Origin of the sequence: Paenibacillus sp. MB22_1 (genome assembly GCF_047200555.1) — a bacterium.
In the GTDB taxonomy this organism is placed as follows: Bacteria; Bacillota; Bacilli; order Paenibacillales; family Paenibacillaceae; genus Fontibacillus; species Fontibacillus phoenicis.
In genome coordinates, this window is the sequence record NZ_JBLADV010000002.1 from 593,246 (window position 1) to 606,209 (window position 12,964).

The 12,964-nt window shown below is 48.4% G+C and carries 22 protein-coding genes; all 22 read right to left on the minus strand.

Features of this window, described 5'->3' with window-relative positions:
• Positions 1 to 20: 20 nt before the first annotated feature.
• The 22 genes from rplF to ACL02P_RS14670 all read right to left on the minus strand — a co-directional run bounded on the left by rplF (position 21) and on the right by ACL02P_RS14670 (position 12,946).
• Positions 21 to 563: a 50S ribosomal protein L6 gene (rplF, locus tag ACL02P_RS14565; RefSeq protein ID WP_009226653.1), complete on the minus strand. Its 543-nt coding sequence runs from the start codon at positions 561 to 563 to the stop codon at positions 21 to 23.
• A 30-nt stretch (positions 564 to 593) separates the two neighbouring features.
• Entirely contained in the window at positions 594 to 992 is a 399-nt protein-coding gene (gene rpsH, locus ACL02P_RS14570) for a 30S ribosomal protein S8 (protein ID WP_009226652.1), read from the minus strand.
• A 31-nt stretch (positions 993 to 1,023) separates the two neighbouring features.
• Entirely contained in the window at positions 1,024 to 1,209 is a 186-nt protein-coding gene (locus ACL02P_RS14575) for a type Z 30S ribosomal protein S14 (protein ID WP_009226651.1), read from the minus strand.
• A gap of 43 nt (positions 1,210 to 1,252) precedes the next feature.
• On the minus strand, positions 1,253 to 1,795 hold the full coding sequence (gene rplE / locus ACL02P_RS14580; RefSeq protein ID WP_009226650.1) for a 50S ribosomal protein L5: 543 nt from the start codon (positions 1,793 to 1,795) through the stop codon (positions 1,253 to 1,255).
• 33 nt (positions 1,796 to 1,828) lie between these two features.
• On the minus strand, positions 1,829 to 2,182 hold the full coding sequence (gene rplX, locus ACL02P_RS14585) for a 50S ribosomal protein L24 (RefSeq protein ID WP_009226649.1): 354 nt from the start codon (positions 2,180 to 2,182) through the stop codon (positions 1,829 to 1,831).
• A 52-nt stretch (positions 2,183 to 2,234) separates the two neighbouring features.
• On the minus strand, positions 2,235 to 2,603 hold the full coding sequence (rplN, locus tag ACL02P_RS14590; protein WP_009226648.1) for a 50S ribosomal protein L14: 369 nt from the start codon (positions 2,601 to 2,603) through the stop codon (positions 2,235 to 2,237).
• A gap of 36 nt (positions 2,604 to 2,639) precedes the next feature.
• Complete coding sequence (rpsQ, locus tag ACL02P_RS14595; RefSeq protein ID WP_009226647.1) at positions 2,640 to 2,903, minus strand: 30S ribosomal protein S17; 264 nt, start codon at positions 2,901 to 2,903, stop codon at positions 2,640 to 2,642.
• A 52-nt stretch (positions 2,904 to 2,955) separates the two neighbouring features.
• Positions 2,956 to 3,156, minus strand: a complete 201-nt coding sequence (rpmC, locus tag ACL02P_RS14600) for a 50S ribosomal protein L29 (RefSeq protein ID WP_009226646.1) — start codon at positions 3,154 to 3,156, stop codon at positions 2,956 to 2,958.
• Positions 3,146 to 3,580, minus strand: a complete 435-nt coding sequence (gene rplP, locus ACL02P_RS14605) for a 50S ribosomal protein L16 (RefSeq protein ID WP_009226645.1) — start codon at positions 3,578 to 3,580, stop codon at positions 3,146 to 3,148. Before rplP ends, rpmC begins: the two co-directional genes overlap by 11 nt.
• A 2-nt stretch (positions 3,581 to 3,582) precedes the next feature.
• Positions 3,583 to 4,251: a 30S ribosomal protein S3 gene (gene rpsC / locus ACL02P_RS14610; RefSeq protein WP_009226644.1), complete on the minus strand. Its 669-nt coding sequence runs from the start codon at positions 4,249 to 4,251 to the stop codon at positions 3,583 to 3,585.
• 13 nt (positions 4,252 to 4,264) lie between these two features.
• Positions 4,265 to 4,597 (minus strand): 50S ribosomal protein L22, encoded by a 333-nt coding sequence (gene rplV / locus ACL02P_RS14615; RefSeq protein ID WP_009226643.1) that lies wholly within the window; start codon positions 4,595 to 4,597, stop codon positions 4,265 to 4,267.
• A gap of 38 nt (positions 4,598 to 4,635) precedes the next feature.
• Entirely contained in the window at positions 4,636 to 4,914 is a 279-nt protein-coding gene (gene rpsS, locus ACL02P_RS14620) for a 30S ribosomal protein S19 (protein WP_009226642.1), read from the minus strand.
• Between the two features lie 74 nt (positions 4,915 to 4,988).
• On the minus strand, positions 4,989 to 5,819 hold the full coding sequence (gene rplB / locus ACL02P_RS14625) for a 50S ribosomal protein L2 (protein ID WP_016310717.1): 831 nt from the start codon (positions 5,817 to 5,819) through the stop codon (positions 4,989 to 4,991).
• Positions 5,820 to 5,847: 28 nt separating this feature from the next.
• Positions 5,848 to 6,138 (minus strand): 50S ribosomal protein L23, encoded by a 291-nt coding sequence (rplW, locus tag ACL02P_RS14630; protein ID WP_016310716.1) that lies wholly within the window; start codon positions 6,136 to 6,138, stop codon positions 5,848 to 5,850.
• The gene (rplD, locus tag ACL02P_RS14635; RefSeq protein ID WP_016310715.1) at positions 6,138 to 6,761 is read right to left on the minus strand and encodes a 50S ribosomal protein L4; all 624 of its coding nucleotides are present in this window, start codon (positions 6,759 to 6,761) and stop codon (positions 6,138 to 6,140) included. Before rplD ends, rplW begins: the two co-directional genes overlap by 1 nt.
• Before the next feature lie 28 nt (positions 6,762 to 6,789).
• Positions 6,790 to 7,413: a 50S ribosomal protein L3 gene (gene rplC / locus ACL02P_RS14640; protein ID WP_009226638.1), complete on the minus strand. Its 624-nt coding sequence runs from the start codon at positions 7,411 to 7,413 to the stop codon at positions 6,790 to 6,792.
• 45 nt (positions 7,414 to 7,458) lie between these two features.
• Positions 7,459 to 7,767 carry a 30S ribosomal protein S10 gene (rpsJ, locus tag ACL02P_RS14645; RefSeq protein WP_009226637.1) on the minus strand — a complete coding sequence of 103 codons (309 nt, stop codon included), beginning with the start codon at positions 7,765 to 7,767 and terminating at the stop codon, positions 7,459 to 7,461.
• Positions 7,768 to 8,026: 259 nt separating this feature from the next.
• On the minus strand, positions 8,027 to 9,217 hold the full coding sequence (tuf, locus tag ACL02P_RS14650) for an elongation factor Tu (RefSeq protein WP_260071424.1): 1,191 nt from the start codon (positions 9,215 to 9,217) through the stop codon (positions 8,027 to 8,029).
• 83 nt (positions 9,218 to 9,300) lie between these two features.
• Complete coding sequence (fusA, locus tag ACL02P_RS14655) at positions 9,301 to 11,379, minus strand: elongation factor G (RefSeq protein ID WP_260071423.1); 2,079 nt, start codon at positions 11,377 to 11,379, stop codon at positions 9,301 to 9,303.
• Positions 11,380 to 11,426: 47 nt separating this feature from the next.
• Positions 11,427 to 11,897, minus strand: coding sequence for a 30S ribosomal protein S7 (gene rpsG, locus ACL02P_RS14660; protein ID WP_009226634.1), 471 nt, complete (start codon positions 11,895 to 11,897; stop codon positions 11,427 to 11,429).
• Positions 11,898 to 12,132: 235 nt separating this feature from the next.
• Positions 12,133 to 12,552 (minus strand): 30S ribosomal protein S12, encoded by a 420-nt coding sequence (gene rpsL, locus ACL02P_RS14665; protein ID WP_009226633.1) that lies wholly within the window; start codon positions 12,550 to 12,552, stop codon positions 12,133 to 12,135.
• Positions 12,553 to 12,694: 142 nt separating this feature from the next.
• A complete protein-coding gene (locus ACL02P_RS14670; RefSeq protein ID WP_028539488.1) occupies positions 12,695 to 12,946 on the minus strand; it encodes a ribosomal L7Ae/L30e/S12e/Gadd45 family protein in 252 nt (83 codons plus the stop codon).
• Positions 12,947 to 12,964 lie beyond the last annotated feature (18 nt).

The following is a 12,964-nucleotide window of genomic DNA, read 5'->3' on the forward strand; positions in this document are numbered from 1 at the left end:
TAGGCACGTTAAGAAGAAACTTATTTCTTCTTACCGGCTTTACCTTCCTTGCGAATAATGCGTTCGCCTTCATACTTGATCCCTTTGCCTTTATATGGCTCAGGCTCACGGACAGAACGAATTTTAGCGGCATATTCGCCTACGCGTTCTTTATTGATCCCTTTAACGATGATCTTCGTATTCGAAGGTACTTCGAATTCGATGCCCTCTTCCGGCGTAATTTCTACCGGATGGGAGTAACCAACGTTCAGAACCAGTTTTTTGCCGGACAAGCTTGCGCGGTAACCGACACCAACCAGCTCGAGCGATTTGGAGAAACCTTCCGTTACCCCGCTGACCATGTTGCTGACAACGGAACGGGTCGTGCCATGCAGGGAACGATGTAATTTATTGTCAGAAGGACGTTCAACGGTAATGACGTTACCTTCAACCGTTACCTTGATGTCCTTGTGAAGCTCACGAGTCAAAGTCCCTTTCGGACCTTTAACTGTAATGACGCTATTATCAAGTGTGACATCCACACCACTTGGTACTGTGATTGGTTTGCGACCAATACGAGACATGTATTGCACCTCCTTGTTATAAGACGTAAATTACCAAACGTAGCAGAGGACTTCGCCGCCGGCTTTGGACTGACGAGCTTCCTTGTCAGTCATGACACCTTTGGAAGTGGAGATAATCGCGATACCCAAGCCGCCGAGGACACGAGGAATTTCATTGCTTTTCGTGTACACGCGAAGGCCTGGTTTACTGATTCTCTTAAGTCCAGAGATAACGCGTTCGTTGTTCGGGCCGTATTTCAGGAAAATACGGATGATCCCTTGTTTGTTATCATCGATATATTCAGCGTCACGGATGAAACCTTCACGCTTCAGGATCTCAGCGATTTGTTTCTTGATCGTGGACGCAGGCAGTTCAACCGTCTCGTGACGCACCGTGTTGGCGTTACGAATACGAGTAAGCATATCTGCAATTGGATCTGACATAGTCATACGTGTAAACCTCCTTCCCGTTGTTGATTAATTACCAGCTTGCTTTTTTCACGCCAGGAATCTGGCCTTTATAAGCTAATTCACGGAAGCAAATTCTGCAAATTTTGTACTTTTGCAATACCGAATGTGGGCGACCACAACGTTCACACCGGGTGTAAGCCCGAACTTTGAATTTAGGTGTACGTTGTTGTTTAACTTTCATCGAAGTTTTAGCCACTTAGCCTGACACCTCCTAAATAGTTTCGGAGAAAATGGACGGATTACTTAGCAAACGGCATACCGAGCCCGCTCAAGAGCTCGCGGGATTCTTCGTCGGTTTTCGCCGTCGTTACGATGACGATATCCATACCGCGTACTTTATCCACTTGATCGTATTCGATCTCAGGGAAGATCAGTTGCTCTTTCAGGCCCAGCGTATAGTTACCGCGACCGTCAAATGCTTTCGTCGATACACCGTGGAAGTCACGGACACGCGGAAGCGTTACGTTAAACAGTTTGTCAAGGAAATGATACATGCGGTCTCCGCGAAGAGTTACCTTCACACCGATCGGCATGTTCTCACGCAGTTTGAAACCAGCGATAGATTTCTTTGCGCGGGTGATAACCGGCTTTTGACCAGCGATCAGCTGCATATCGTTTACTGCGGAATCAAGTACCTTCGAGTTCGCTACAGCGTCACCAACACCCATGTTGATAACCACTTTCTCGATCTTCGGCACTTGCATTACGGTTGTATAGTTGAATTTTTGAATCAAAGCAGGTGTTACTTCGTTCAAAAAGCGTTCTTTCAATCTTGCTGCCATGAATCATGGACCTCCTTTCTTAACGTTTCTCGATTAGTCGATTACTTCTCCGGATCTCTTCGCTACGCGAACTTTTTTGCCGTTGTCCAATACTTTGTAACCGATACGGGTTACTTTTCCGCTCTTCGGATCAACGTGCATAACGTTCGAAACGTGAATCGGAGCTTCCTTCTCGATGATGCCGCCTTGTGGGTTCAGTTGGTTTGGTTTTTGATGTTTCTTAACCATGTTCACGCCTTCCACAAGCACGCGGTTTTCACGAGGATATGCGGCGATGACGCGGCCTTTTTTGCCTTTGTCTTTACCGGAAATCACGATAACCGTGTCGTCCTTTTTGACGTGCAGCTTATTGTTATGAGATTCAAGAATCTTCTTCAGTCTAGGCACTTGGTTTACACCTCCTGTTAAATCGGGCTCCCCGTTGGCTTATGGGGTGTTCTTAGATAACTTCCGGAGCCAAGGAAACGATCTTCATAAAGTCCTTGTCGCGAAGTTCACGGGCAACAGGTCCGAAGATACGCGTTCCGCGTGGGCTCTTATCTTCTTTAACAACAACTGCTGCGTTTTCGTCGAATGCGATGTAGGAACCGTCTTTACGACGAACCGAACGTTTCGTACGAACGACTACCGCTCTAACTACATCACCTTTTTTGACAACGCCGCCTGGTGTTGCTTGTTTAACGGAGCAAACGATCAGATCTCCGATTTGTGCCGTACGACGACCCGTACCACCCAAAACGCGGATACACATCAGTTCCTTCGCGCCGGAGTTGTCAGCAACCTGCAAACGTGTAAATGGTTGAATCATGGATATTTCCTCCTTTCGGTCTAAGCTACCGTGCTATTAAATGATAACCGCTTCTTCAACGACTTCAACGAGTCTCCAGCGTTTGTCTTTGGACAGCGGGCGAGTTTCGGCGATTTTAACGATGTCACCGATTTTCGCGGTGTTGTTCTCATCATGCGCTTTAAATTTCTTCGTGTATTTAATGCGCTTATGGTACAAGTCATGCTTCTTGTAAGTTTCAACAGCTACAACGATCGTTTTGTCCATCTTGTCGCTGACAACTTTACCAATTTGCACTTTACGGCTGTTACGTTCGCTCATGGTTTGCCTCCTTCCTGGACTTAGGCGCTTTGCTAGATTCGCTCAGCGCTTCTTAACTAGTAATCCCAAGTTCTCTTTCACGGATAACGGTTTTAGCACGAGCTATTTCCTTACGCACATCGCGGATCCGAGTCGGATTATCGAGTTGGCCGGTAGCCAACTGAAAACGGAGGTTAAAGAGTTCTTCTTTAAAACCTGCGATTTTTTGTTCGATTTCTGCAGTGGTTAAGTTGCGAAGTTCATTAGCTTTCATTTGCTTCACCACCCAATTCTTCACGTTTCACAAACTTCGTTTTGATCGGCAGTTTGTGGGCAGCAAGACGCATAGCTTCGCGTGCAACTTCCTCCGATACCCCGGCAAGCTCAAACATGATTTTGCCCGGCTTCACAACTGCGACCCATTTTTCGACGTTACCTTTACCGCTACCCATCCGGACTTCAAGAGGCTTCTGAGTAATCGGCTTGTCAGGGAAAATCTTAATCCATACTTTACCGCCACGTTTGATGTAACGAGTCATCGCGATACGCGCTGCTTCGATTTGACGGTTCGTGATCCAAGTCGGCTCCAGAGCCTGCAGGCCGTATTCACCGAAGTTCAGTTCGGTGCCGCCTTTTGCTTGGCCTCTCATATTACCGCGTTGTTGCTTGCGGTGTTTTACGCGTTTTGGTACCAACATGATTAGTTGCCTCCTTCCTGAGCAGCTTGTTGTTTCTTAGCCGTAGGAAGAACCTCTCCACGATAAATCCATACTTTTACGCCGATGCGGCCATAAGTCGTATGCGCTTCTGCCGTACCGTAATCGATGTCGGCGCGGAGCGTATGAAGTGGAACAGTTCCTTCACTGTAGCCTTCCGTACGAGCAATTTCAGCACCGCCGAGACGACCGCTGACTGCCGTTTTAATCCCTTTCGCTCCCGAACGCATCGTTCTTTGAATTGCTTGTTTCAACGCACGACGGAAAGAAACACGACGTTCCAATTGTTGTGCAATGCTTTCAGCAACCAAGATTGCGTCAAGATCAGGGTGTTTGATTTCAGAAATGTTGATGTGAACCTTTTTGCCGCCTGCGATTTTCGTAATTTCACCGCGCAGGTTTTCAACTTCCGAACCGCCTTTACCGATAACCATGCCCGGTTTAGCAGTGTGGATCGTCACGTTCACACGATTTGCCGCTCTCTCGATCTCAATCCGAGATACCGCGGAGTCTTTCAGTTTATTTTTCAGGTGTTCACGAATTTTTACGTCTTCCAGCAAAAGATCACCGAAATCTTTGCCTGCGTACCATTTGGATTCCCAATCACGGATAATCCCTACTCGTAATCCGACCGGATTTACCTTTTGGCCCACACGTTTTCCCTCCTTATTTTTCGGATACCACCAAAGTAATGTGGCTGGTGCGTTTGTTGATCCGGCTAGCACGTCCCATTGCCCGCGGACGGAAACGTTTCATCGTCGGGCCTTGGTTAACGTAGGCTTGCGTAATCACCAATTTATTTACATCCATAGAATAGTTATGTTCAGCATTGGCAATCGCCGAGTTCAACAGCTTCTCCACGATCGGGGATGCTGCTTTTGGCGTATGGCGCAGAATTGCAATCGCGTCGCCAACTTGCTTACCGCGGATCAGATCAACCACGAGTTGAGCTTTGCGGGGAGCAATACGAATCGATCTTGCATGTGCTTTAGCTTCCATGTAGTATTACCTCCTCTCAAACGAAGAACTTATCGTTATTAACGTCTCGTTTTCTTATCGTCATCCGTATGACCTTTGTAGGTCCGGGTTGGAGCAAATTCGCCCAGTTTATGTCCGACCATATCCTCGGTTACGTACACCGGTACGTGCTTGCGGCCGTCATAGACACCAAACGTATGACCAATGAATTGCGGATAGATCGTGGAGCGACGGGACCAAGTTTTGATCACGACCTTCTTGTTCGAAGCGCTCGCTTCTTCCACTTTCTTAAGCAGGTACCCGTCGACAAAAGGTCCCTTTTTCAGACTGCGACTCATTCATTTATCCTCCCTTCACAATGCGCTGCAAGTTACGCTTCGTTCATGCCGCGAAGTGATCCGCAGGATGCGGATTACTTCGTGCGACGGCGAACGATATATTTATCAGAAGCTTTGCCTTTTTTACGCGTTTTGTAACCAAGGGTTGGTTTGCCCCAAGGAGACAACGGAGATTTACGGCCGATCGGAGCGCGACCTTCACCACCACCGTGTGGGTGATCGTTCGGGTTCATGACGACACCGCGGACTTCTGGACGTTTGCCCAGCCAACGGCTGCGTCCGGCTTTACCGATTTTCACGAGCTCGTGGTCACCGTTACCTACGGAACCGATCGTTGCGCGGCAAACTTTCAGAACTTTACGAACTTCGCCGGAAGACAGGCGGATCGTTACGTATTTGTCCTCTTTACCGAGCAATTGAGCTTCTGTACCAGCAGCACGAACAAGTTGTCCGCCTTTACCTGGTTTCAGCTCGATGTTGTGGATCACGGTACCTACCGGGATGTTCTCCAGCGGCAATGCGTTACCGATTTTGATGTCGGAACCTGCGCCAGATTCGATCACGTCGCCCACTTTCAAACCTTTAGGAGCGATGATATAGCGTTTCTCACCATCGGCATAGTGGATCAAAGCGATGTTCGAAGTCCGGTTTGGATCGTATTCGATCGTAGCAACGCGGCCTGGAATTCCATCTTTGTTCCGTTTGAAGTCGATGATCCGATATTTACGTTTATGTCCGCCGCCATGGTGACGAACAGTGATTTTACCTTGGTTGTTGCGGCCGGCAGTTTTGCTCAGCGGCGCAAGCAAAGATTTCTCCGGCTGATCCGTCGTAATTTCTTCGAAGGTCGACACGCTCATCGCACGTCTAGCCGGGGAAGTCGGTTTGTACTTTTTGATTGGCACGAGATTTCCCTCCTTACTTTAAGCGATTTTATACCGATTCAAAAAATTGGAGCGGCTTGCTTTCAGGTGTTAATGTAACAAACGCTTTTTTCCATTCTGGAGTGTATCCGGAGTAGCGTCCGTAACGTTTCAGCTTCCCGGGAACACGCAGGGTGTTTACGTTCTTCACCTTCACGCCGAAAATGGACTCAACAGCTTGTTTGATTTCCGTTTTGTTCGCGCGAATGTCTACTTCAAAGACATATTTCAGGTCGTTCATATATTCCGTGGAACGTTCCGTAATCACCGGGCGTTTGATAATATCGCGAGGATCCTTCATTACGCGAGCACCTCCTCTACCTTCTGAACTGCTTCTTTCGTAATGATCAGTTTGTCGTGCGTCAGCACGTCAAGAACATTAATGCCGTCTGCTGCCACGAACTTCACGCCTGGAATGTTACGAGCGGAAAGCGCAATGTTGTCGTCATAGCTAGGAGCTACAACCAGAGCTTTACGTTCCACTTTCAGGTTGTTCAAGATCGCTGCAAATTCTTTCGTTTTCGGAGCGTTCATCGCAAGTGCATCCAATACGATGATGTCCTGATCGATTACTTTCGACGAAAGCGCCGATTTGATCGCCAAACGACGAACTTTCTTAGGCAGTTTGTAGGAATAGCTGCGCGGAGTTGGTCCGAATACCGTACCGCCGCCTTTCCATTGAGGAGCGCGGATCGAACCTTGGCGCGCACGACCTGTACCTTTTTGTTTCCAAGGCTTACGGCCGCCGCCACGAACTTCGGAGCGTCCTTTAACTTTGTGCGTACCGAAACGCAGGGAAGCACGCTGCATTACAACAGCTTCATGAAGAACATGAGTGTTCGGCTCAATTCCGAATACGGCATCGTTCAATTCTACTTCGCCCACTTGGCTACCGCTAATATTGAAAAGTGCTACTTTTGGCATTTGTTGTTCCTCCTTTCCTGAGGGTTAATTATTTCTTAGTAGTTTGTTTCACTTTAACGAAGCTGTTTTTCGGTCCAGGAATGGAACCTTTCACGAGCAAGACATTGCGTTCTGCATCGACTTTAACAACTTCAAGGTTTTGAATCGTTACAGTTTCATGTCCCATATGTCCAGGCAGGTTTTTACCTTTAAATACGCGGTTTGCTGCGATGGAACCCATGGAACCAGGTCTACGATGGTAACGGGAACCGTGAGCCATCGGGCCGCGGCTTTGTCCCCAGCGTTTGATTACGCCTTGGAACCCTTTGCCTTTCGAAATACCTGTTACGTCAACAAATTCGCCTTCAGCAAAAATATCGACTTTGACCTCTTGGCCAACCTCGTATCCTGCCAAATCAACACCGCGAATTTCGCGAACGTAGCGCTTAGGCGTTGTGCCTGCTTTCTTTGCATGCCCAACTTCAGGCTTATTCGCTCTAGCTTCCTTCTTATCGGAGTAGCCAAGCTGAATCGCTTCGTAACCGTCGTTCTCCAGGTCTTTCTTCTGCAGAACTACGTTAGAGCTAGCCTCAATGACCGTTACAGGAATGACATTCCCTTCCGGAGTAAACACTTGAGTCATACCAAGTTTCTTCCCTAAGATACCTTTCATGTTGACACCTCTTTTCCTTTCCTGGTTACCTTACAATAGTAGGTATTACAATTTAATTTCGATATCTACACCGGACGGCAGGTCCAAGCGCATCAAGGCATCCACAGTTTGTGGAGTCGGGTTCACAATGTCGATCAGACGCTTATGCGTACGTTGTTCGAATTGTTCCCGGGAATCCTTGTACTTGTGCACCGCACGGAGAATAGTAATCACTTGTTTCTCAGTTGGCAACGGGATTGGCCCGGATACGCCTGCACCCGAACGTTTTGCCGTTTCAACGATTTTCTCTGCGGATTGATCAAGAATTCTGTGGTCGTAAGCTTTCAAACGAATACGAATTTTTTGCTTTGCCATTTTAGTCCCTCCTTCTATCGCCCAATTTAGTATCGGACATACTCCGTGGAAATTTTCTGGACACCCTCCCATGGCAAAGGGGCCGGGTGTGTCAGTAACCTCCCACATCATCGCAACGTCACAGAACAACATTCACTATTATATAGAAAAGGTAGGCGGAATGCAAGTATAATTCGTAATTTTTCATTCCCTAAATAAAGTAAAAGAGCTGCGCTCCGAAATCGGAGAGCAGCTCCTTCTATCAGGCGGTTAAGCCTAATTATTTGTTGATGGAAACAACGGCACCGGATCCAACTGTACGGCCGCCTTCACGGATGGAGAAGCGAGTACCTTCTTCGATCGCGATCGGGGAGATCAGTTGAACGGTAACTTCGATGTTGTCGCCAGGCATAACCATTTCAGTTCCTTCTGGCAGGTTGATGATGCCAGTTACGTCCGTTGTACGGAAGTAGAACTGAGGACGGTAGCCGGAGAAGAACGGCTTATGGCGTCCGCCTTCTTCTTTCGTCAATACGTATACTTGAGCGGTGAACTCAGTATGCGGGTTAACGGTAGCTGGTTTAGCCAATACTTGACCGCGTTCGATTTCTTTACGGTCAATACCGCGAAGCAGAGCACCGATGTTGTCGCCCGCTTGAGCGGAGTCGAGCAACTTACGGAACATTTCAACGCCGGTAACGACGGATTTTTTCGTTTCTTCAACGATACCCACGATTTCAACTTCGTCGCCGACTTTAACCGTACCGCGTTCTACACGGCCAGTAGCAACTGTACCGCGGCCAGTGATCGAGAATACGTCCTCGACAGGCATCAGGAACGGTTTGTCGATTGGGCGCTCAGGCAGCGGAATGTACTCGTCGATCACTTCGAACATTTCGATGATCTTTTGAGCCCATTCGCCTTCTGGGTTTTGCAGAGCTTCACGAGCGGAACCGCGGATGATTGGAGTGTCGTCGCCTGGGAACTCGTATTCGTTCAGCAGGTCGCGAACTTCCATTTCAACCAGTTCAAGCAACTCTTCGTCTTCAACCATGTCGCATTTGTTCAAGAATACAACGATGTAAGGAACACCTACGTTACGGGACAGCAGGATGTGTTCGCGAGTTTGCGGCATTGGGCCGTCAGCTGCGGATACAACCAGGATAGCGCCGTCCATTTGAGCAGCACCGGTGATCATGTTTTTAACATAGTCGGCGTGCCCTGGGCAGTCAACGTGTGCGTAGTGGCGGTTGTTCGTTTCGTACTCAACGTGTGCCGTCGAGATTGTGATACCGCGTTCGCGTTCTTCTGGAGCTTTGTCGATTTGGTCGAAAGCTACGGCTGCACCGCCGTATTTTTTGGACAATACAGTCGTGATGGCCGCAGTCAGAGTTGTTTTACCATGGTCGACGTGACCAATCGTACCGATATTAACGTGCGGTTTTGTACGTTCGTATTTAGCCTTTGCCATTTTAAACAGTTCCTCCTTAAAATATGGATTGTTATGTGTGACCGATCAAAGGAGCATGCCCTTCGATCGGCAAATACATTAAATTATTCGGCCCCTTTATGCTTGGACACGATTTCTTCAGCGATGTTCTTCGGAACTTCTTCATAGTGGGAGAGTTCCATCGAGAACACGCCGCGTCCTTGTGTACCGGAGCGAAGGGTCGTCGAGTAACCGAACATTTCGGAGAGAGGCACTTTCGCACGGATAATTTGCGCACCACCACGGGAATCCATACCTTCGATACGGCCACGGCGAGAGTTCAGCATACCCATAACGTCACCCATGTACTCCTCAGGTACCGTTACTTCAACTTTCATGATTGGCTCAAGCAGAACAGGTTGACATTTGTCTTTAGCTGCTTTCAGAGCCATCGAACCAGCGATCTTAAACGCCATTTCACTGGAGTCGACGTCATGGTAGGAACCATCGACGATCGTCGCTTTTACGTCAACAACCGGGAAGCCAGCAAGAACACCGTTCTGCATTGCTTCTTCGATACCTTGTTGAGCAGGTCCGATGTATTCTTTAGGAACAGCACCGCCGACGATTCTGCTGTCGAATTGGTTACCTGTACCTGGTTCGAGCGGTTCAAATTCAACCCAGACGTGACCGTATTGACCACGACCACCGGACTGACGTACGAACTTACCTTCAACGCGAGCCGGAACACGGAACGTTTCACGATAAGCAACCTGAGGTTTACCTACGTTCGTTTCTACTTTGAATTCACGGCGCATCCGATCGATGATGATATCCAGGTGAAGCTCACCCATACCTGCAAGGATCGTTTGTCCCGTTTCTTCATCTGTATGCGCACGAAGCGTTGGGTCTTCTTCCGTCAGTTTTGCAAGTGCAACGCCCATTTTGTCTTGGTCGGCTTTCGTCTTCGGTTCAACCGCGATTTCGATAACCGGCTCTGGGAAGTTCATCGATTCAAGAATAACCGGTGCCTTCTCATCACACAGTGTATCACCTGTACCGGTGTCTTTCAAACCTACAGCTGCAGCAATGTCACCAGCGTATACTTCGTTGATTTCTTGACGGTGGTTCGCATGCATTTGCAGGATCCGGCCGATCCGTTCGCGTTTACCTTTCGTTGCATTCAGCACGTAGGAACCGGATTGCAAAATACCGGAGTATACGCGGAAGAACGTCAGTTTACCCACGTAAGGGTCGGTCATGATTTTAAATGCCAGTGCCGCGAACGGCTCTTCGTCAGAAGAGTGACGTTCTACTTCTGTACCATCTTCCAGATGACCTTTGATGCTTGGTACATCAACTGGGGATGGCAAGTAATCGATGACGGCATCCAGCATCAGCTGAACCCCTTTGTTACGGTAGGAAGAACCGCAGATAACCGGGAAGATTTTAACTTCACAAACGCCCTTACGAAGCGCTGCTTTCAGTTCTTCAACGGTGATTTCCTCGCCTTCGAGGTATTTCATCGTCAAGTCTTCGTCCAGTTCAGCAACCTTCTCTACCAATTCCGCACGAAGTTCTTCAACTTGTGCAGCATATTCAGCAGGAATTTCTACTTCATCGATTTGTTGTCCCAGATCGTCTCTGTAGATATACGCTTTTTGAGAGATGATGTCGATAATCCCGACAAAATCATTTTCCGCACCGATTGGCAGTTGGATAGCCACTGCATTCGCTTGCAGACGATCGCGCATATCTTTAACGACGTTCAGGAAATCCGCACCGATGATATCCATTTTGTTGACGTAGGCAATCCGAGGAACACCATAGCGGTCAGCCTGTCTCCAAACGGTTTCAGACTGCGGCTCAACGCCTTCCTTCGCACTGAACACGCCTACAGCCCCGTCCAATACACGCAGGGAACGTTCGACTTCAACCGTGAAGTCGACGTGTCCCGGGGTATCGATGATATTTACGCGGTGACCTTTCCATTGAGCGGTCGTCGCTGCGGATGTAATCGTGATTCCGCGCTCTTGTTCTTGTTCCATCCAGTCCATCGTTGCCGCACCCTCGTGAACTTCCCCGATTTTGTGCGTACGGCCTGTGTAGAACAAGATCCGTTCCGTCGTGGTTGTCTTACCGGCGTCAATATGCGCCATGATCCCGATATTACGTGTATTTTTCAAGGAGAACTCTCTTGCCATGAATCTGTCTCCCTTCAAAATATAAATTTTGAAATACGGGCGTTATCCTACCAACGGTAGTGCGCGAACGCTTTGTTCGCTTCCGCCATTTTATGCGTATCTTCACGTTTCTTAACGGAAGCGCCTGTGTTGTTGGATGCGTCGATGATCTCGGCAGCCAAACGCTCTTCCATCGTCTTCTCACCGCGAGTGCGGGAGTAGTTTACGAGCCAACGTAATCCCAAGGATGTACGTCTCTCAGGTTTAACCTCAATCGGAACCTGGTAGTTTGCACCGCCGACACGACGAGCTTTAACTTCCAGTACAGGCATAATATTTTTGATCGCTGCTTCAAATACTTCCATTGGGTCATTCCCCGTACGTTCACGGATGATGTCGAACGCATTGTAAAGGATGCTTTGAGCAACGCCGCGTTTACCGTCGAGCATGATGCGGTTGATCAAGCGAGTAACCAATTTGCTGTTATACACTGGATCTGGCAACACGTCTCTCTTAGCAACTGGACCTTTGCGTGGCATAGTTTGTTATCCCCCTTTCAGTAAAAATTCAATCCTAGTAGTAGTTGTTCAAAAACCGTCTTTTGATCACCATGCACATCATGATGCTGGTTCGACTTCGAATCTTGAATTCAGCCGGACCTTCCGTTGCTCACGTAGATCTGTCTACGCTCCGCTACCCAGTCCCTAGCTTCATCCAACCTCCTCGGTGCTGAAAACCCGATTTTTGAACTCCCATTTAAAATTCCAAGCGATCTTATTTCTTCGCTTTTGGACGTTTCGCGCCGTATTTGGAACGAGCTTGCATCCGGTTGTTAACCCCAGCCGTATCCAATGCTCCGCGCACGATATGGTAACGGACACCCGGAAGGTCTTTGACCCGGCCGCCGCGAATCAGTACAACGCTGTGCTCTTGCAGGTTGTGTCCGATACCCGGAATGTAAGCCGTCACCTCTACACGGTTCGTCAAGCGAACACGGGCATATTTACGAAGCGCGGAGTTCGGTTTCTTCGGAGTCATCGTACCTACACGAGTGCAGACGCCGCGTTTTTGCGGAGAGCTCAAATCCGTAGCTTCGCGTTTCAGAGCGTTAAACCCTCTTTGCAGCGCTGGCGATTTGGATTTGTACACCTTATCTTGGCGTCCTTTACGTACTAATTGGTTAATTGTTGGCATGTTGTTGCCACCCCCTTCCTCAGAGTTCAAATCCATTTACAAACCACTTGTTTAAGCCCACAGACCCAGGCGGCTCATAAAAGAACAAAGGAAATGTTTTTGCCAAAGAGTCCTCCTCATTAGCAAAAACATTTTCGATCAACTATGACTTTACGATCACAGCCATCGCCGCTCCTACTTCAATCCCACAAGCCTTGCCGAGATTCGCCATCGTATCTACAAAGGTGACTTTCACGGCATGTTGGTTGCATAAGGCGACGATCCTTGACGTAAGGCGTGGATCTGCATTCTCAGCAACATAAACTTCCTCGGCCCGTCCAAGTTCAACCATTCGCATGGTCTGCTTGGTGCCGACCTTAATTGGTGCGTCCCGTAGTCCTTTATCATTAGACATCATAACGTCCTCCAAAGC

Excerpts from the sequence above, each read along its gene's own strand:
- rplF (WP_009226653.1), bottom strand. The coding sequence starts at position 563 with ATGTCTCGTATTGGTCGCAAACCAATCACAGTACCAAGTGGTGTGGAT.
- rpsH (WP_009226652.1), bottom strand. The coding sequence starts at position 992 with ATGACTATGTCAGATCCAATTGCAGATATGCTTACTCGTATTCGTAAC.
- rplE (WP_009226650.1), bottom strand. The coding sequence starts at position 1,795 with ATGGCAGCAAGATTGAAAGAACGCTTTTTGAACGAAGTAACACCTGCT.
- rplN (WP_009226648.1), bottom strand. The coding sequence starts at position 2,603 with ATGATTCAACCATTTACACGTTTGCAGGTTGCTGACAACTCCGGCGCG.
- rpsQ (WP_009226647.1), bottom strand. The coding sequence starts at position 2,903 with ATGAGCGAACGTAACAGCCGTAAAGTGCAAATTGGTAAAGTTGTCAGC.
- rpmC (WP_009226646.1), bottom strand. The coding sequence starts at position 3,156 with ATGAAAGCTAATGAACTTCGCAACTTAACCACTGCAGAAATCGAACAA.
- rplP (WP_009226645.1), bottom strand. The coding sequence starts at position 3,580 with ATGTTGGTACCAAAACGCGTAAAACACCGCAAGCAACAACGCGGTAAT.
- rplV (WP_009226643.1), bottom strand. The coding sequence starts at position 4,597 with ATGGAAGCTAAAGCACATGCAAGATCGATTCGTATTGCTCCCCGCAAA.
- rpsS (WP_009226642.1), bottom strand. The coding sequence starts at position 4,914 with ATGAGTCGCAGTCTGAAAAAGGGACCTTTTGTCGACGGGTACCTGCTT.
- rplW (WP_016310716.1), bottom strand. The coding sequence starts at position 6,138 with ATGAAGGATCCTCGCGATATTATCAAACGCCCGGTGATTACGGAACGT.
- rplD (WP_016310715.1), bottom strand. The coding sequence starts at position 6,761 with ATGCCAAAAGTAGCACTTTTCAATATTAGCGGTAGCCAAGTGGGCGAA.
- rplC (WP_009226638.1), bottom strand. The coding sequence starts at position 7,413 with ATGAAAGGTATCTTAGGGAAGAAACTTGGTATGACTCAAGTGTTTACT.
- rpsJ (WP_009226637.1), bottom strand. The coding sequence starts at position 7,767 with ATGGCAAAGCAAAAAATTCGTATTCGTTTGAAAGCTTACGACCACAGA.
- tuf (WP_260071424.1), bottom strand. The coding sequence starts at position 9,217 with ATGGCAAAGGCTAAATACGAACGTACAAAACCGCACGTTAATATCGGT.
- fusA (WP_260071423.1), bottom strand. The coding sequence starts at position 11,379 with ATGGCAAGAGAGTTCTCCTTGAAAAATACACGTAATATCGGGATCATG.
- rpsG (WP_009226634.1), bottom strand. The coding sequence starts at position 11,897 with ATGCCACGCAAAGGTCCAGTTGCTAAGAGAGACGTGTTGCCAGATCCA.
- rpsL (WP_009226633.1), bottom strand. The coding sequence starts at position 12,552 with ATGCCAACAATTAACCAATTAGTACGTAAAGGACGCCAAGATAAGGTG.
- ACL02P_RS14670 (WP_028539488.1), bottom strand. The coding sequence starts at position 12,946 with ATGTCTAATGATAAAGGACTACGGGACGCACCAATTAAGGTCGGCACC.